Consider the following 17,478-nt stretch of genomic DNA (forward strand, 5'->3'; position numbering starts at 1 on the left):
GAATGGTTTCCCATGAGCACCAGAGCCGCCGCCCCGACCCGTCGCGAGCAGATCCTCAGCGAGGCCGCCCGCCTGTTCGCTGCGCGCGGCTTCCACGGCGTCGGCGTCGACGAGATAGGGGCCGCGGTGGGCATCAGCGGCCCCGGCCTGTACCGGCACTTCGCGGGCAAGGACGCCATGCTCGCCGAGCTGCTCGTCGGCATCAGCGAACGGCTGCTCACCGGCGGCCGGCACCGGGTGGCCGAGGCCGCGGGGGACCCGGGCCGGGTCCTGTCCTCCCTCATCGACGGCCACATCGACTTCGCACTCGACGACCGGGCCCTGATCACCCTCCACGACCGGGAGCTCGACCGGCTGCGGGAGGCCGACCGCAAGCTCGTACGGCAGCTGCAGCGCCAGTACGTGGAGCTGTGGGTGGAGGTCGTGCGGGAGCTGCACCCCGAGGTGGGCGAGGCGGAGGTACGGGTGGCCGTGCACGCGGTGTTCGGCCTGCTCAACTCCACCCCGCACCTGGCGGCCCTGGGGCGGGAGGCCACGGAGGCGCTGCTGCGCAGGCTGGCGCACGGGGCGTTCGGGGCGCTGTCGGCATGACCCGGGGCGTCCGCCGACCGGAATGGACGCGCCGCCTCCGGCCCGGCGGCGGCAGAATGGCCCGTATGCCGAAGCCGATAGAGACGTCCGACCGATCTGTTGCAACGCCGAGCCGCGCCGAACTCGTCGACCATCTGGTCCGCACGCGGATCGCGGGGCAGGTGGCGACGCCGCGCGAGAACAACCTCTCCCACTACCGCAAGCTCGCCAACGGCGACCGGCACTACTGGCTCGGCCTGGAACTCGGCGACCGCTGGAGCGACGAGCAGGACGTCCTCGCCGTGATGGCGGAGCGCTGCGGGGTCGTGGACGACCCGGGCTTCCGCCACGGCCAGGACACCATCGACCCGGAGCTGACCGTGGCCGGCCTGGACCGGCTGGCGGCGCGGCTGCGCAAGGCGGCGGCCGACCGGCAGAGCGTTCTGCTGGCCACCGGGCACCCGGGCGGCCTCCTGGACGTCCACCGGGCGACGGCGGCGGCCCTGCGGGCGGCCGGCTGCGAGATCGTCGTCATCCCGCAGGGCCTGACGGCGGACGAGGGATCGGTGTGGCAGTTCGCGGACGTCGCGGTCCTGGAGCGGGGCGCGACCCTGTGGCACACCCACTCCCCGGCCCCGATGGCGGCGATCCTGGACGCCCTCACGGCGGAGGGCCGCCCCCAGCCGGACCTGGTCGTGGCCGACCACGGCTGGGCGGGCTGCGCGGCCCAGCGCGGCCTGGACGCCGTCGGCTACGCCGACTGCAACGACCCGGCCCTCTTCCTCGGCGAGGCCGAAGGCACCCTCCAGGTGGCGATCCCCCTGGACGACCACGTCCGCGACCCCCGCTACTACGACCCGATGGTGGCGTACGTGCTGCACGCGGCGGGCCTGAGCTGACGCACGGGCGTTGCCCCGGCCCGCCCGCCGGACCGGGGCGCGCTGTCAGTGGGCGCCGTTAGCGTCGCCGCATGGTGAAGCCCCCGAAGAAGCGCGATCCGCTGTCCGTCCTGGCCGATGATCCCCGAGGGCGTTCCCTGGGGCTGGACCTGCCGCCGGGCGGGGTCGTGCGGAGGAGGTCCGGGCGGCACCGGTGGGGCAAGGAACCCGAGCCGCTGGTGTGGGTGTCCGACGAGCCGGTGGGCGTGGGCGCGCTCGCCGCGTACTGCGGCCCGCAGCTCGCCGCCGCCGGACTGCAGGCGGTGCTGCTGCAGGACCGGCCCGGGCTGGAACGCTGGTGGCAGGAGAGGGAGTTCGCGCCGGAGCGGATGTCCGATCCGGACGACCACCACGTCGAGCCCGTGCTGCGCGAGTTCTGGAGCAGGGTGGTGCCCGACCCCGCTGAGGGGGAGGAGGGCGATGAGGTCATCGCGCCCTTCGGCAGGGACTGGCCCGGTCTCGCGGTGACCGGCCCGCCGGACGGTCCCGACGTCCCGGACCCGCGGGCCGCGGCCTGCGAGCTGGCGGACGAGCTGATCGGGCAAGGACACCTTCCGAGTCCCCGGCTCGCGCTGGTCCCCGCCGGCCGCGGAGCCGACGTACCCACCGCGCTGGGCTGGGGCGGGCCGACCAACTACGAGAACGACACCGCCCTGATCAGCGTGGTGCTCCGGTCCTGGGAGGACCGCTTCGGCGCCCGGCTCGTCGCCCTCGGATTCGACGGCTCCACCTCTCGGTGGCGCTCCCGCCGCCCACGACCGCCCGCGCCCTGCCCGTCGCGGCGGAGCACTTCGCGCTCTCGCCCGACAACATCCGGCAGGGCTCCGGCAGCATCCGCGCCTACGCCGACGAGGCCGTCACCGGGCGCGGGCACTGGGGGTTCTGGTGGGACTGAGCCGCCTGCCGGATCAGGTGCGCGGGACGCGGACCACGCCCTCCTGGATGACCGTGATCGCCAGGCGGCCGTCCTGGGTGTAGATGCGGGCCTGGCCCAGGCCGCGGCCCCCGTGGGCCGACGGGGACTCCTGGTCGTACAGCAGCCATTCGTCCGCGCGGAACGGCCGGTGGAACCACATCGCGTGGTCCAGCGAGGCCCCGACGACGTCGCCCACCGCCCAGCCGCCGCGCCCGTGCGCGAGCAGGACGGCGTCGAGCAGGGTCATGTCGGAGACGTAGGTGGCCAGGCAGGTGTGCAGCAGCGGGTCGTCCGCGAGCTTGCCCTGGGTGCGGAACCAGACCTGCGAGCGCGGCTCCAGCGGTTCGCCGACCGTGCCCCAGGGCGGGGTGGTCGCGTACCGCAGGTCCACCGCGCCGCGTGCCTCCAGCAGGCGTTCGACGGTGCCCGGGTCGCGGAAGATCTCGCGGTACGGGGGCAGCGCCTGGAGGGCCGTCGGCAGGGACTCGGGGTCCGGCGCCGCGGGCATCGGGACCTGGTGCTCCAGCCCCTCCTCGTACGTCTGGAAGGACGCGGAGAGGTGGAAGATCGGCTGTCCGTGCTGGACGGCGACCACGCGCCGGGTGGTGAAGGACCGGCCGTCGCGGATCCGGTCCACGGAGTAGACGATCGGCGCGCCGGAGTCGCCGGTGCGCAGGAAGTACGAGTGCAGCGAGTGCGGCAGACGGTCCGCGGGCACCGTGCGCCCGGCCGCGACCAGGGCCTGGGCGGCCACCTGGCCGCCGAAGACGCGCGGCACCAGGGAGGTGCGGCTGGTGCCGCGGAAGATGTTCTCCTCGATCTGCTCCAGGTCGAGCAGATCGAGGAGATCCGTCAGTGCCTCGTTCAAGGGGACTTACAGACCCATCGACTTGGCGATGATCGACTTCATGATCTCGCTGGTGCCGCCGTAGATGCGGTTGACGCGGTTGTCGGCGTACAGGCGGGCGATCGGGTACTCGTTCATGTAGCCGTAGCCGCCGTGCAGCTGGAGGCAGCGGTCGATGACGCGGTGCGCGACCTCTGTGCAGAACAGCTTCGCGGAGGCGGCCTCGGCCGGGGTCAGCTCGCCGGCGTCCAGGGCCTCCAGCGCGCGGTCGGCGACGGCCTCGGCGGCGTCGACCTCGGCCTGGCAGGCGGCCAGCTCGAACTTGGTGTTCTGGAAGTGCGCGACGGGCTTGCCGAAGACGGTGCGCTCCTGCACGTACTGCTGGGCGAACCGGACGGCGGCCTTGGCCTGGGCGTACGCGCCGAAGGCGATGCCCCAGCGCTCGGAGGCCAGGTTGTGGCCGAGGTAGTAGAAGCCCTTGCCCTCCTCGCCGAGCAGGTCCTCGACCGGGACCTTCACGTCGACGAACGCCAGCTCGGCGGTGTCGGAGGTGCGCAGGCCGAGCTTGTCGAGCTTGCGGCCGATGGAGTAGCCCTCGGACTTGGTGTCCACGGCGAAGAGGGAGATGCCGAAGCGGCGGTCGTCCGCGCTCGGGGCGGAGGTGCGGGCGCAGACGATCACGCGGTCGGCGTGGACGCCGCCGGTGATGAAGGTCTTGGAGCCGTTGAGGACGTAGTGGGTGCCGTCCTCGGAGAGCTTGGCGGTGGTCTTCATGCCCGCGACGTCCGAGCCGGTGCCCGGCTCGGTCATGGCCAGGGCCCACATCTCCTCGCCGGAGACGAAGTTCGGCAGGTAGCGCTTCTTCTGCTCGTCGGAGGCGAGCATCTTGATGTAGGGCAGGGCGAGCAGCACGTGCACGCCGGAGCCGCCGAAGTTCACGCCCGCGCGGGAGGTCTCTTCGTAGAGGACGGCCTCGAACTTGTGGGTGTCCAGGCCCGCGCCGCCGAACTCCTCGGGCACGTTGATGCCGAAGACGCCCAGCTCGCCGAGCTTGTAGTAGAAGTCGCGCGGCGCCTGTCCGGCGGCGAACCAGTCGTCGTAGACGGGGACGACCTCGGCCTCGATGAAGGCGCGGATGGTCTCGCGGAACGCCTCGTGGTCCTCGTTGAACACCGTACGGCGCACGGCCGGCTCCCTTCGTCGCGGCGGTCCGCCGCCTAAATTAAGCGCTTGCTCAGACTAAGTTACCGACGAGTTGACCACGCTGTCCAGACTCGGTCGCACGCGCGTACGTCACACCCGTGGCCGGATCACGCCCGGCGCAGCGCGAACCACAGCTCCATCCGCACGTCCGGGTCGTCGAGGTCCCGGTCGAGCAGGGCCGCGGCGCGGCCGATGCGCTGGCGCACCGTGTTGCGGTGGAGGCCCGAGGCGGCCGCCGTGCGGTCCCAGCTGCCGTGGTGCGCCAGCCAGACGCGCAGGGTGTCGCGCAGCGCGGGGGAGAGCGGGCCGAGCAGGGCCTCGGCATGGGTCCGGGCCTCGGCCTCCCCGACCAGGCCCGCGAAGCCGGCCTCGGCGTGCCGGGCCAGCGGGGTACGGGCCCCCTCCGCGCGCTGGAGCGCGCGCCCGGCCTGGGCGTCCGCCGCGGCCAGCGCGTCCGGCGCCGCGGGGGCGCTCACCCCGAGCCGCCACCCGGGCTGCGCGCCCGGCTCCCGGTCGGCCAGCAGCCGCGCGCCGCCCTCGTGCGGGTCCAGCAGTACGGTGCCCAGCGCGGCCGCGAGGGCCTGCGGATCCCCGGTGCCGCGGGCGTGGACGGCGTACCAGGGCCCGGCGGTCAGGGCCGCGGCCGGATCCCCGTCGAGCAGCAGCCGGGTCAGGGCCGCCGCCTCCGTCCCGGCCGGCCGGTCGGCCGTGAGCAGGGTCAGCAGTACGGCGGCCACCGAGGCCACGGTGTGGTCGCCGGGCGCGCGGGCCGGGGTCGCGGTGCCCAGCGCGGCCCGCCCGGCCAGCGCGTATGCGGCCAGGTGGTGTCCGCCCGCCCGGTCCGTGGCCGTGGCGGGCCCGCCCTCGCGGCCGACCCGGACCAGCAGCGCGGACAGCGCCTCCCGGGCCGGGGCGGGCAGCTCCGGGCCCGCGGTCCGGCCGCCCGGCCACAGGGCGACCGAGCCGCCCAGGCTCGCGGCGAGCCGGGCCAGTACCGCCGGGACCGGATCGGGCCGGGCCGCGGCCGCGGCCAGGGCCTGCTGGGCCTCGGTGGTCCGGCGCAGCTCCCGGGTCCGGGCCTCCGCCATCAGGCGCCCCACCGCGCGGGCGACCGCCGAGAACGGGGTCCGCGGCGGAACCTCCAGCAGGGGCAGCCCGTGCCGGGCGCAGGCCTCGGCCAGCGCGGCCGGGACCTCCTCGTGCACCGGGGCCACGCCGAAGCCGAGGGCGGCCGCCCCCGCCCCGGCGAGCCGGGCCACGTACCCGTCGGGGTCCTCGGCGGGGCCCGCCCCGGCGGTCAGCAGCAGCTCGCCGCCGAGCAGGTAGGGAGTGGGATCGGGCATCTCGGAGGCGTGCACGCCGTGCACCCCGGCGGCGGCCGGCCCGGCGAGGTGCCGCAGGCCGAGCTTCCCGGTCGGCGAGCAGCGCGGCGAGGGGCACCGGAGGGGTGAGCGGCTCCCCGGCGGGTCCGTTGCCGTACTCCGGATCGCTGGGAAGGGCGGGCATGGATGCTCCATACACATCAGTAGGACCAGATGGATGAAACGTACACTCCCCACCCTCCCGCGGCCCGCTTACGCTCGAAGGACCGCACACGTCAGGCCAGAGAAAGAGGCACCAGCCATGAGCACGCAGCCGCGCGGACCCGTCGACTCCTCCCGCATCCCGCGCTACGCGGGCCCGGCGACCTTCGCCCGGCTGCCCCGGCTCGACGAGGTCGGCTCCGCCGACGTCGCCGTCGTCGGCGTGCCCTTCGACTCCGGCGTCTCCTACCGCCCGGGCGCCCGCTTCGGCGGCAACGCCATCCGCGAGGCCTCCCGCCTGCTGCGCCCCTACAACCCGGCGCAGGACGCCTCGCCCTTCGCGCTCGCGCAGGTCGCGGACGCCGGTGACATCGCGGTGAACCCCTTCAACATCAACGAGGCCGTGGAGACGGTCGAGGCCGCCGCCGACGAGCTCCTCGGCAACGGCTCCCGCCTGATGACCCTCGGCGGCGACCACACCATCGCCCTGCCGCTGCTGCGCTCGGTCGCCAAGAAGCACGGCCCGGTCGCGCTCCTGCACTTCGACGCCCACCTGGACACCTGGGACACCTACTTCGGCGCCGAGTACACCCACGGCACGCCGTTCCGCCGCGCCGTCGAGGAGGGCATCCTCGACACCGAGGCCCTCTCCCACGTCGGCACCCGCGGCCCGCTGTACGGCAAGCAGGACCTCGACGACGACGCCAAGATGGGCTTCGGCATCGTCACCTCCGCGGACGTCTACCGCCGCGGCGCCGACGAGGTCGCCGACCAGCTGCGCCAGCGCATCGGCGACCGCCCGCTGTACATCTCCATCGACATCGACGTCCTGGACCCGGCGCACGCCCCCGGCACCGGCACCCCCGAGGCCGGCGGCATGACCTCCCGCGAGCTGCTGGAGATCATCCGCGGACTGTCCTCCTGCAACCTCGTTTCCGCCGACGTGGTCGAGGTGGCCCCGGCGTACGATCACGCCGAGATCACCTCGGTCGCGGCCTCGCACACCGCGTACGAGCTCACCACGATCATGAGCCGTCAGATCGCGGCGGCGAAGGCGAAGTAAGAAGGGCACCCCGCACCCGTGACGCACGACCACGACCTGGTACTCCGTCCCACCGAGGCCCAGACGGCCGCCGCCCTGGCCCCGCCGCCGGGGCGGACGGGCGGGGACCTGGTCGTGGAGACGCTGCGTGCGCTGGGCGCCACCACCGTGTTCGGACTGCCGGGGCAGCATGCCCTCGGCCTCTTCGACGCGGTGGGGCGCTCCGACCTGCGCCTGGTCACCCTCCGGGTGGAGAACAACGCCGGCTTCGCGGCCGACGCGTACGGCCGGATCACCGGCGAGGCGGCGCCCCTGCTGCTGTCCACCGGCCCCGGAGCGCTGACGGCCCTGCCGGCCCTGGCGGAGGCGGCGGCGGCCTCCGCCCCCGTCCTCGCCGTCTCCTCCCAGGTCCCCGTCGCCGGTCTCGGCGGCGGACGCCGCGGCCACCTGCACGAGCTGCGCGACCAGGCCGCGTCCTTCCGGGACGTGGTCAAGTCCGTCCACGAGGCGCGCACCCCCTCCCAGATCCCCTCGGTGATCGCCGAGGCCTGGGAGTCCGCGCTCACCGCTCCGCACGGCCCGGTCTGGGTGGAGATCCCCGAGGACGTCCTGCGGTCGGAGACGATCGTCCCGCAGGTCACGGGCACGGACGCGACCCCGCACGAGCTCGCCCCGCGCCCCGAGCTGACGGCGGTGGCCGCCCACTGGCTCTCCCGCGCCTCCCGCCCGGTGATCATCGCCGGCGGCGGGGTCGTCCGCGCGGACGCCTCCGGCAAGCTCCGGCAGCTCGCGGAACGCCTGAACGCACCCGTGGTCACCACCTTCGGCGGCAAGGGCGCCTTCCCCTGGACGCACCCGCTGTCCCTCCAGTCCTGGCTGGAGGACCGCCACATGACGGACTTCCTCGAAGACGCCGACGTGCTCCTCGTCGTCGGCTCCGGCCTGGGGGAGCTGTCGTCGAACTACCACACCTTCTTCCCCACGGGCCGCGTCGTGCAGATCGACGCGGACCTCGGCAAGCTGGAGTCCAACCACCCGGCGCTGGGCATCCACGCGGACGCCCGCCTCGCCCTCCAGGCCCTGCTGGAGACGGTCCCCGAGCGGCGGGACGACCACGCCCCCGAGCGGGTCCGCCTGGTCCTGCGGGACATCGCCGCCCGCCTCGCCGACCAGGACCTCGCCCTGGAGCAGTCCCTGCTGACCTCGATCCGGTCCGCGCTGCCGGCCCGCTCCCCGTCCTTCTGGGACATGACGATCCTGTCCTACTGGGCGTGGTCCGCCTTCGACGCCAAGCACCCCAACACCATGCACTCGGCGCAGGGCGCCGGCGGCCTCGGCTACGCCTTCCCGGCCGCCCTCGGCGCGGCCGTCGCCGAGCCCGGCACCCCGGTGCTCGCCGTCTCCGGCGACGGCGGCGCGATGTACTCCCTCGCGGAGCTGGCCACGGCCCGCCAGCACGACCTGGACGTCACCTGGCTGATCGTCGACGACGGCGGCTACGGAATCCTGCGCGCGTACATGAGCGACGCCTTCGAGGGCCGCACCACGGGCACGGAACTCACCCGCCCCGACTTCGTCGCCCTGGCCGAGTCCTTCGGGGTCCCGGCCGCCACGACCACCCCGGAATCCCTGGCGGCCGACCTCGGCAAGGCCCTCGCCACCCCGGGCCCGTCGGTCCTCGTCCTCCCGGCCACCCCGAGGATGTTCGCCCCGACCCACCTGTGACCCCCCGGGCCGCCGGGTGGGCGGCCCGGGGGCCGGGAGGCGACCCGGGCGGCCCAACCGAGGGGCTCCCCGGGTGCGCCGGAGCCGACCTGCGTACACGTTCGAATCGTTGCGGCGGGATGAAATCCGCCGGTCGGGGCGTTCCCGCTTCCGGCAGGACAGGACCGAACGGGGAGGCCTACGTGGCGGCGGCACAGACAGCGGCGGGGGAGAAACAGGGCTGGGCCAGGAGGCTGGCCGCCTACACCTGGCGGTACCGGACCAACGTGCTCCTCGCGCTCGGCTCCTCGCTGGCGGGCATGGCCGTCATGGCGGTCGTGCCCCTGGTCACCAAGGTGATCATCGACGACGTCATCGGCGACCGGACCAAGCCCATGGGCCCCTGGGCCGGGACGCTCATAGCCGCCGCCCTGCTCGTGTACGTCTTCACCTACGTACGCCGGTACTACGGCGGACGCCTCGCCCTCGACGTGCAGCACGACCTGCGCACCGACATGTACGACACCATCTCCCGCCTCGACGGACGGCGGCAGGACGAGCTGTCGACCGGGCAGGTCGTCGGACGCGCCACCACCGACCTCCAGCTCATCCAGGGCCTGCTCTTCATGCTCCCGATGACGATCGGGAACTTCCTGCTCTTCGGGATGTCCCTCGGGATCATGCTGTGGCTGTCGCCGCTGCTGACCGTCGTCGCGCTGCTGATGGCCCCCGCGCTGTGGTTCATCGCCAAGCGCAGCCGCAAGAAGCTCTTCCCCGCCACCTGGTACGCGCAGGGCCAGGCCGCCGCCGTCGCGAGCGTCGTCGACGGCGCCGTGACCGGCGTACGCGTCGTCAAGGGCTTCGGGCAGGAGGAGCAGGAGACCGGCAAGCTCCGCGAGGCCGGGCGCCGGCTCTTCGCCGGACGGCTGCGGGCCATCCGGCTCAACTCCCGCTACACCCCCGCCCTCCAGGCCGTGCCCGCGCTCGCCCAGGTCGCCATGCTGGCGCTCGGCGGCTGGATGGCCACCGAGGGGCAGGTCACCCTCGGCACCTTCGTCGCCTTCTCCACCTACCTCGCGCAGCTCGTCGGTCCCGTCCGGATGCTCGCCATGGTCCTCACGGTCGCCCAGCAGGCCCGCGCCGGCGTGGAACGCGTCTTCGAGCTCATCGACACCGAGCCCGCCATCGCGGAGGGCACCCGCGAACTGCCCGCCGACGCGCCCGCCACCGTCGACTTCGAGGACGTGCACTTCGGATACGACCCCGAACGCCCCGTCCTCGACGGCTTCTCGCTCTCCGTCGCGGAGGGCGAGACCGTCGCCGTCGTCGGCGCCTCCGGCAGCGGAAAGTCCACCGTCTCGCTCCTGATGCCGCGCTTCTACGACGCCGACCGCGGCACCGTCCGCATCGGCGGCCACGACGTCCGCGAGCTGACCTACGCCTCCCTGCGCGGCGCGATCGGCCTCGTCCCCGAGGACTCCTTCCTCTTCTCCGACACCATCCGCGCCAACATCGCCTACGGGCACCCCGGCGCCACCGACGAGCAGATCGAGGCCGCCGCCCGCGCCGCCCAGGCCGACGGGTTCGTGCGGGCCCTGCCCGCCGGGTACGACACCAAGGTCGGCGAGCAGGGCCTGACCCTCTCCGGCGGCCAGCGCCAGCGCATCGCCCTGGCCCGGGCGATCCTCACCGACCCCCGGCTGCTGCTCCTCGACGACGCCACCTCCGCCGTGGACGCCCGCGTCGAGCACGAGATCCACGAGGCCCTGCGGGCCGTCATGGCCGGCCGGACCACCGTGCTGATCGCCCACCGCCGCTCCACGCTGGCGCTGGCCGACCGGATCGCCGTACTGGACCGCGGGCGGCTCGCCGAGATCGGCACGCACGAGGAGCTGGAGAAGCGCTCGCCGCTCTACCGCAGGCTGCTCACCGACCCCGACGCGCTCGGCGCCGGCTCGCCGCGGACCCCGGACGCCCTCGCGATGGCCGAGTTCGAGAGCGACCTCGACCGCGACCTCGAACGCGACATCGAGTTCGAGGCGGAGATCGACTCCGAGCCCGTCAACGCCAAGCGCAGGGTCCCCGCCGGGATCACCCCCGAGCTGTGGCGCCGCCGCGAGGAGCCCGAGGCGGCCGTCGCCGGCGCGCCCGCTCCGGGCACCGGGGCGCCCGGAGCCGGCCACTCCATGGCCGGCGCCGTCGCCGGCATGCCCGCCACCCCCGAACTGCTCGCCCAGGTGGCCGCGCTGCCGCCCGCCGACGACCGGCCCGAGGTGGACGAGACCCGCGCCGCGGCCGCCGAGGAGAGCTACGGACTGCGCCGCCTGCTGCGGGGCTTCTGGGCGCCGCTCGCCATCAGCCTCGCCCTCGTCGCCGTCGACGCGGGCGCCGGACTGCTCCTGCCGATCCTGATCCGCCACGGCATCGACCAGGGCGTGGAACAGGCCGTGCTCGGCGCCGTCTGGGTGGCCGCCGGGCTCGCCCTCGCGGTCGTCGTCGCCCAGTGGGCGGCACAGTTCGCCGAGACCCGCATGACGGGCCGTACCGGCGAGCGCGTCCTGTACGCGCTCCGCGTCAAGATCTTCGCCCAGCTCCAGCGACTCGGCCTGGACTACTACGAGCGCGAACTGACCGGCAAGATCATGACCCGGATGACCACGGACGTGGACTCGCTGTCCACGTTCCTGCAGACCGGACTGGTCACGGCCGTCGTCTCCGTCTTCACCTTCTTCGGGATCCTGGTCGCCCTCCTCGTCCTCGACGTCGAGCTCGCACTGATCGTCTTCGCGACCCTGCCCGTCCTGGTCGTCGGGACGATCGTGTTCCGCCGCAGGTCCGTGGCCGCCTACGAACTCGCCCGCGACCGGGTCAGCCTGGTCAACGCCGACCTGCAGGAGTCAGTCTCCGGCCTGCGGATCGTCCAGGCCTTCCGCCGCGAGGGCTCCGGCGCCACCCGCTTCGCCGAGCGCAGCGACTCCTACCGCGAGGCCCGGGTCCGCGGCCAGTGGCTGATATCGGTCTACTTCCCGTTCGTGCAGCTGCTGTCCTCGGCCGCCGCGGCCGCCGTGCTGATCGTCGGCGCGGGTCGGGTGGAGGCCGGCACGCTCACCACCGGCGCGCTGGTCGCGTACCTGCTCTACATCGACCTGTTCTTCGCCCCGGTCCAGCAGCTCTCCCAGGTCTTCGACGGCTACCAGCAGGCCACCGTCTCCCTCGGCCGCATCCAGGACCTGCTGCGCGAGCCCACGACCACCCCGCAGCCGCAGGCCCCGCGGGAACTGCCCGCGCTGCGCGGGGAGATCGCCTTCGAGGACGTCCGCTTCCAGTACGGGACGGCCGCCGAACGCGGCGAGAAGGGCGACGCCCTCGCCGGCATCAGCCTGCGCATACCCGCCGGGCAGACCGTCGCCTTCGTCGGCGAGACCGGCGCCGGAAAGTCCACCCTGGTCAAGATGGTGGCCCGGTTCTACGACCCGACCTCGGGCCGGATCACCGCCGACGGCGCCGACCTGCGGGAGCTCGACCTGACGGCGTACCGCCACCGGCTGGGCGTGGTCCCCCAGGAGTCGTACCTCTTCCCGGGGACCGTCCGCGACGCCATCGCCTACGGGCGTCCCGGCGCGAGCGACGCCGAGGTGGAGGCCGCCGCCCGCGCGGTCGGCGCCCACGCCATGATCGCCACCCTGGACGGCGGCTACCTGCACACCGTCGCCGAGCGGGGCCGCAACCTCTCCGCCGGACAGCGGCAGCTGATCGCGCTGGCCCGCGCCGAGCTGGTCGACCCGGACGTGCTGCTGCTCGACGAGGCCACCGCCGCCCTGGACCTGGCCACCGAGGCCCAGGTCAACCAAGCCACGGACCGGCTCGCCGGCAAGCGCACCACGCTGGTGGTGGCGCACCGGCTGACCACCGCCGCACGCGCCGACCGGGTCGTCGTGATGGACCGCGGCCGGGTCGTCGAGGACGGCCCCCACAGCGAACTGCTGGCGCGCGGCGGCCGGTACGCCGAGCTGTGGCGCACCTTCGTCGGGGAGGACGAGCGCGCCGCGGCCTGAACGGGCGGCGGGGCCGCCCCGGGGATCAGAACTCGCCGAACAGCAGGTTCCCCGGGGCGTCCTCGTCGGTGCCGGTGTAGTACTCGCGTACCGCGCCGAGGAGCTCGTCCACCGTCAGGCTGCCGTCCCCGTCCGCGTCGATCCGGTGGAAGAGCGCCTCGGTGTGGGCGGGGCTCAGGTCGGTGTCGAAGGCCTCCTGCGCCCGGTGGAACTCCTCGGGGCTGATGCGCCCGTCGCCGTCGGTGTCCACGATCGTGAGGATCGCCTGCATCATCGGACGGAACGAGCGGTCGTAGGCCGGGCCGCCCTGCGCGTACAGCCGGGTCATGCCCGTCTTGTACTCCTCGGGCGTGACCTTGCCGTCCCGGTCCAGGTCCAGCTCGGTGAAGAGGTCCTGCCAGAAGTCGGCCAGACCGCCCATCACCAGGGTGGCCTTCGGCGAGTCCGCGGGCTCCGCGAGGGCGGTCAGCAGCCGCGAGCCCAGCGCGATGATGTCGTCGGCGTCGATCACCCCGCTCCGGTCGGCGTCCAGGTGCGTGAAGGCGCGCGCCAGCTTGCGGTCGAGCAGGTCGTTCGTCATGTGAGTGCCTTTCACGGCTCCGTCCACATCCGCGTGGACACGTGGTGCGGGCTTGCGGTCACCTAGCGTAATCGTCCCGTGAGGCGCGAACTTCCCTACGGCTGCGCGGGAGTTGTGGATGCACCCGTACGAGGGAGGCGCGGGTCGCGGCGTGGTGGCCGGTCCTTGGCCGACGCAACCTTCCGGGGCGCCCCGGCGTCGTACGTCCGTGCGCACGTCGTCCGTGCGCGCGACCGATCGGGGGACTGGATGGTGCTGGAACGGAGCGGACGGGGCCGCCGTGCCGCGTCTTTGGGAGCGCTCACAACGGCCCTGTGGCTCTGTGTCGGCGGGCTGTTCGCCGGACCGCCGGTCCAGGCCGCACCCGCCGGGTGCGCGGGCCGGCTGGCCCGGACGCTGGCCTTCGACGCCGGTGAGCTGCACGTCTACAAGAGCCGCAAGCAGGCCTGCGCGGTGACCGTGGCCCGGACGCCCGGGGAGCGCCGGCGGATGGCGGTGAGCATTCAGCCGCGCGGCGGCGCGCCGGTGCGCGACGCGGGGCGTTTCACCCGGCATGCCGGTCCCGTCACTGTGGGGGCGATCAACCGCTGTGTGTACGTGAAGGGGAGCGTGGCAGGCGGTTCGGCCGACTCCGGCTGGATCCTGTGCTGAGGGTCAGTCCCAACGGGGTCTGTTCAGTGGCGTGTTGCCCCGGCTAGGTTCACGGCGACCGAAGTGAACTCAAGGGGAGGGCGAATGCGCAAGACGCTCGGATGGCTGCTGTCGCTCGTGGTGCTCATCGGCACCATGGGTGCGGCCGGCTCCACGGCACAAGCGGCCACCGCCGCGCAGCCGGCGGCCGCCGCGGACATCAAGGACCAGATCCTCGGCATTCCCGGGATGAGCCTGATCGAGGAGAAGCCGTACCCCGGCTACCGATTCTTCGTGCTGAACTACGAGCAGCCGGTCGACCACCGGCAGCCGTGGAAGGGCACCTTCAAGCAGCGCCTGACCCTGTTGCACAAGGACGTCTCGCGGCCGTCGGTGTTCTTCACCTCCGGCTACAACGTCAACACCAGCCCGCGCCGCAGCGAGCCGACGACCATCGTCGACGGGAACCAGGTCTCTCTGGAGTATCGATTCTTCACGCCTTCCCGGCCCGACCCGGCCAACTGGGCCAACCTGGACATCTGGCAGGCCGCCAGTGACCAGCACCGCCTCTTCACCGCGCTGAAGAAGATCTACAAGAAGAACTGGCTGGCCACCGGCGGCAGCAAGGGCGGCATGACGGCCACGTACTACGAGCGCTTCTACCCGCGCGACATGGACGGCGTCGTCGCGTACGTCGCGCCCAACGACGTCGTCAACAAGGAGGACTCGGCCTACGACCGGTTCTTCGCCAAGGTCGGCACCAAGGAGTGCCGCGACAAGCTGAACGCGGTGCAGCGCGAGGCACTGGTGCGCCGGGAGCCGCTGGAGGCCAAGTACGCCACGGCCGCCGCCGAGAACGGCTGGACCTTCACCACCGTCGGCAACCTCGACAAGGCCTACGAGGCCGTCGTCCTCGACTACGTGTGGGCCTTCTGGCAGTACAGCCTGCTGGCCGACTGCGCCTCGATCCCGGCCGCCGCCACCGCCACCGACCAGGAGATCTGGGACTCGATCGACGCGATCTCCGGCTTCTCCGCCTACACCGACCAGGGCCTGGAGACGTACACGCCGTACTACTACCAGGCGGGCACCCAGCTCGGCTCCCCGGACATCAAGCAGCCGCACCTGGGCAACCTCAGCCGCTACGGCTACCAGCCGCCGCGCAACTTCGTGCCCCGTGACATCCCCATGACCTTCCAGCCGGGAGCCATGGCCGACATCGACGCGTGGGTGCGCGACCACGCGAACCAGATGCTGTTCGTGTACGGCCAGAACGACCCGTGGGGCGCCGAGCCGTTCCGCATCGGCTACGGGGCCCGCGACAGCCACGTGATGATCGCCCCGGGCGCCAACCACGGCGCGAACGTCGCCAAGCTCATGGACGGCGAGAAGGCCCTCGCGACCGCCAAGATCCTCCAGTGGGCCGGGGTGGCTCCGGCCGCCGCGCTCGCCGACGCGGGCCGGGCGGCCCCGCTGGCGGCCCCGGACGCCGAGCTCGACCGGCGCGACCTGGAGCGCGAGCCGCAGCTGCGGCCGTAGACGCCGCACGGCCGGAAGTGACGAGGGCGCGTCCGCACGGTGCGGGCGCGCCCTCCGCCGTGTTCCCGGCCGGTGTCGGCCGGCCGGCTACAGCCCGTGGCCCAGCGGATAGCGGCCGGGGACGGGGACCGGGAGACGGCCCGCGGAACGCGCCGCCCCGGTCAGGACCCGGGCCGCCGCCCGCATCTCCGCGTCCCCCCACGAGTACGTCGCGAGTTCCGCCGCGCAGGCCGGCAGCCGGGCCGGGTCGTACGGGTTGCGCAGCGCCACCAGCACCACCGGGACGCCGGTGGCGATCAGGTCCGTCACGAGGGTGCGCTGCGGACTGTCGCCCTCCGGGACGTTGTACGTGCACACCAGCACCGCGGCGTTGCCGGCCGCCGCGGCCACCGCGCGCGCCGGCGGCACCGCCGTGGCCCGGCAGCCCAGCGCGGTCAGCTCCCGGGCCAGGACCACGGTGGGCGGTCCCGTGGTGGCGCTGGGGGAGACCGGGTCCGTCCCCGTGACCAGGAGGCGCGGCGCGGCCCCGGCGTCGAGCGGCACCAGGGCGCCGGGGTTCGCCAGCAGGGTCGTGGTGGCCGCCGCGATCCGGTCGGCGGCGTCGAGGTGCTCGCGCACGCCGACGACCGCGTCCACGGAGGCGGCCGAGGGGTGGGCCTCGTCGAACAGACCCCGGCGGGACTTCAGTTCCAGGATCCGCAGCACCGACTCGTCGATCCGGGCCTCCGTCAGCTCGCCCGACGCGACGGCGGCCAGCACGCTGCGGTGGGCGAGGGGCAGGTCCGGCGGGTTCAGCAGCTGGTCGCAGCCCGCCAGGAGGGCCCGTACGGGCACGCGGTCGTCGCCGTACTTCTGGCGTACCCCGGCCATGTCCAGGGCGTCGGTGACCACCACCCCCTGGAAGCCGAGGCGTTCGCGCAGGATGCCGGTGACGATCGGCCGGGAGAGGGTCGCCGGGTCCCCCGACGGATCGAGCGCGGGGAAGACGATGTGCGCCGTCATGACGGCGTCCACGCCGGCCTCCACCGCGGCCCGGAAGGGCGGCTCGTCGAGCTCCTCCCACTGGGCGCGGGAGTGCCGCATGACCGGCAGGCCGACGTGGCTGTCGGTCTCGGTGTCCCCGTGGCCCGGGAAGTGCTTCGCGGTGGCGGCCACGCCGGCCGCCTGGTAGCCGCGCACCTGGGCGGCGGCCAGCTCCGCGACGGCGCGCGGGTCCGAGCCGAACGACCGCACGCCGATGACCGGATTGGCCGGGTTGACGTTGACGTCGGCGACGGGGGCGTAGTCCTGCCGGATGCCCATGGCGGCCAGCTCGAAGCCCGCGATACGGGCCGCGCGCCGGGCGTCGGCGACGGAACCGGAGGCGCCGAGCGCCATCGCTCCCGGGAAGAGCGTGGCGGGCTTGCCGATGCGGGCCACGGCGCCGTGCTCCTGGTCGGTGGAGAGCAGCAGCGGGATCCGGGCGCCGGAGGTGAGGGCCGCCTGCTGGAGGCCGGTGGAGAGCGCGGCGATCTGGTGCGGGGTACGGGTGTTGTGGGCCCAGGCGAAGTAGACGATGCCGCCGAGGTGGTAGCGGGAGACCAGCTCGGCGGCGGTGCGCACGCCGAACGCGGCCCGGTTCTGCTCGGCGTCGGCCGGGTCGGGAGCGGTCGCGGAATGCCCGTACGCCCGGGAGACGAAGAGCTGGCCGACCTTCTCGGCGAGGCTCATCCGGTCCACGGCTCGCCGGAGTGCGGCCAGGTCGGGGCGGCGGCCCGGGGGGCGTTCGGGGTTGCGGGCGTCGGCGGAGTCGGCGGAGGCGGGGCGGGCGGTGCCCGAGGTGGCGGCGACCGCCCCCGCGGCCGTGGCGGCGGCCGCGGCGGCCGCGGCGAGCAGGGTCCGGCGGGAGGCGTGGTTCGGCACGGCCCGGACCCTACCGCTGCCGTCCGGAC

At 73.9% G+C, this 17,478-nt stretch carries 12 protein-coding genes and 2 pseudogenes; 9 read left to right on the top strand and 5 right to left on the bottom strand.

Going from position 1 to position 17,478, the window contains the following annotated elements; all coding sequences use genetic code 11:
* Nucleotides 1–12: 12 nt before the first annotated feature.
* From AC2RP6_RS25390 to AC2RP6_RS25405, 4 genes and pseudogenes are all read left to right on the top strand, one after another.
* Complete coding sequence (locus AC2RP6_RS25390) at nt 13–591, top strand: SACE_7040 family transcriptional regulator (RefSeq protein WP_360872169.1); 579 nt, start codon at nt 13–15, stop codon at nt 589–591.
* A gap of 56 nt (nt 592–647) precedes the next feature.
* Nucleotides 648–1,469, top strand: coding sequence for a phosphatase (locus AC2RP6_RS25395; RefSeq protein ID WP_486448285.1), 822 nt, complete (start codon nt 648–650; stop codon nt 1,467–1,469).
* A 368-nt stretch (nt 1,470–1,837) separates the two neighbouring features.
* Nucleotides 1,838–2,170: pseudogene (locus tag AC2RP6_RS25400) on the top strand (DUF4253 domain-containing protein); the annotation flags it as partial.
* Between the two features lie 74 nt (nt 2,171–2,244).
* On the top strand, nt 2,245–2,403 hold the full coding sequence (locus AC2RP6_RS25405) for a DUF4253 domain-containing protein (protein ID WP_486448286.1): 159 nt from the start codon (nt 2,245–2,247) through the stop codon (nt 2,401–2,403).
* Between the two features lie 13 nt (nt 2,404–2,416).
* On the opposite strand, the gene tesB is transcribed toward AC2RP6_RS25405, so the two are convergent.
* The 3 genes and pseudogenes from tesB to AC2RP6_RS25420 all read right to left on the bottom strand — a co-directional run bounded on the left by tesB (nt 2,417) and on the right by AC2RP6_RS25420 (nt 5,980).
* Nucleotides 2,417–3,292, bottom strand: coding sequence for an acyl-CoA thioesterase II (gene tesB, locus AC2RP6_RS25410; RefSeq protein ID WP_486448287.1), 876 nt, complete (start codon nt 3,290–3,292; stop codon nt 2,417–2,419).
* Between the two features lie 6 nt (nt 3,293–3,298).
* Nucleotides 3,299–4,456 (bottom strand): acyl-CoA dehydrogenase family protein, encoded by a 1,158-nt coding sequence (locus tag AC2RP6_RS25415; RefSeq protein WP_486448288.1) that lies wholly within the window; start codon nt 4,454–4,456, stop codon nt 3,299–3,301.
* A 125-nt stretch (nt 4,457–4,581) separates the two neighbouring features.
* Nucleotides 4,582–5,980: pseudogene (locus AC2RP6_RS25420) on the bottom strand (PucR family transcriptional regulator ligand-binding domain-containing protein).
* A 117-nt stretch (nt 5,981–6,097) separates the two neighbouring features.
* Here AC2RP6_RS25420 and speB point away from each other — a divergent pair.
* The 3 genes from speB (at nt 6,098) to AC2RP6_RS25435 (ending at nt 12,798) form a co-directional block, all read left to right on the top strand.
* On the top strand, nt 6,098–7,060 hold the full coding sequence (gene speB / locus AC2RP6_RS25425) for an agmatinase (protein ID WP_030655465.1): 963 nt from the start codon (nt 6,098–6,100) through the stop codon (nt 7,058–7,060).
* An 18-nt stretch (nt 7,061–7,078) separates the two neighbouring features.
* The gene (locus AC2RP6_RS25430) at nt 7,079–8,764 is read left to right on the top strand and encodes a thiamine pyrophosphate-binding protein (RefSeq protein ID WP_486448289.1); all 1,686 of its coding nucleotides are present in this window, start codon (nt 7,079–7,081) and stop codon (nt 8,762–8,764) included.
* A 182-nt stretch (nt 8,765–8,946) separates the two neighbouring features.
* Nucleotides 8,947–12,798: an ABC transporter ATP-binding protein gene (locus tag AC2RP6_RS25435; protein ID WP_486448290.1), complete on the top strand. Its 3,852-nt coding sequence runs from the start codon at nt 8,947–8,949 to the stop codon at nt 12,796–12,798.
* Nucleotides 12,799–12,823: 25 nt separating this feature from the next.
* Here AC2RP6_RS25435 and AC2RP6_RS25440 read toward each other — a convergent pair whose 3' ends face one another.
* Nucleotides 12,824–13,378, bottom strand: a complete 555-nt coding sequence (locus AC2RP6_RS25440) for an EF-hand domain-containing protein (RefSeq protein WP_486448291.1) — start codon at nt 13,376–13,378, stop codon at nt 12,824–12,826.
* Nucleotides 13,379–13,543: 165 nt separating this feature from the next.
* On the opposite strand from AC2RP6_RS25440, the gene AC2RP6_RS25445 reads away from it, so the two are divergent.
* Both AC2RP6_RS25445 and AC2RP6_RS25450 read left to right on the top strand, forming a co-directional pair.
* A complete protein-coding gene (locus AC2RP6_RS25445) occupies nt 13,544–14,029 on the top strand; it encodes a hypothetical protein (RefSeq protein WP_486448292.1) in 486 nt (161 codons plus the stop codon).
* Between the two features lie 84 nt (nt 14,030–14,113).
* Nucleotides 14,114–15,547, top strand: coding sequence for a S28 family serine protease (locus AC2RP6_RS25450; RefSeq protein ID WP_486448293.1), 1,434 nt, complete (start codon nt 14,114–14,116; stop codon nt 15,545–15,547).
* An 87-nt stretch (nt 15,548–15,634) separates the two neighbouring features.
* Here AC2RP6_RS25450 and AC2RP6_RS25455 read toward each other — a convergent pair whose 3' ends face one another.
* Nucleotides 15,635–17,449 (bottom strand): glycoside hydrolase family 3 protein, encoded by a 1,815-nt coding sequence (locus AC2RP6_RS25455; RefSeq protein WP_486448294.1) that lies wholly within the window; start codon nt 17,447–17,449, stop codon nt 15,635–15,637.
* Nucleotides 17,450–17,478 lie beyond the last annotated feature (29 nt).

The sequence above is a fragment of the Streptomyces sp. WAC03905 genome (assembly GCF_057371075.1).

Excerpts from the sequence above, each read along its gene's own strand:
- AC2RP6_RS25395 (WP_486448285.1), top strand. The coding sequence starts at position 648 with ATGGCCCGTATGCCGAAGCCGATAGAGACGTCCGACCGATCTGTTGCA.
- speB (WP_030655465.1), top strand. The coding sequence starts at position 6,098 with ATGAGCACGCAGCCGCGCGGACCCGTCGACTCCTCCCGCATCCCGCGC.
- AC2RP6_RS25440 (WP_486448291.1), bottom strand. The coding sequence starts at position 13,378 with ATGACGAACGACCTGCTCGACCGCAAGCTGGCGCGCGCCTTCACGCAC.
- AC2RP6_RS25390 (WP_360872169.1), top strand. The coding sequence starts at position 13 with ATGAGCACCAGAGCCGCCGCCCCGACCCGTCGCGAGCAGATCCTCAGC.
- AC2RP6_RS25450 (WP_486448293.1), top strand. The coding sequence starts at position 14,114 with ATGCGCAAGACGCTCGGATGGCTGCTGTCGCTCGTGGTGCTCATCGGC.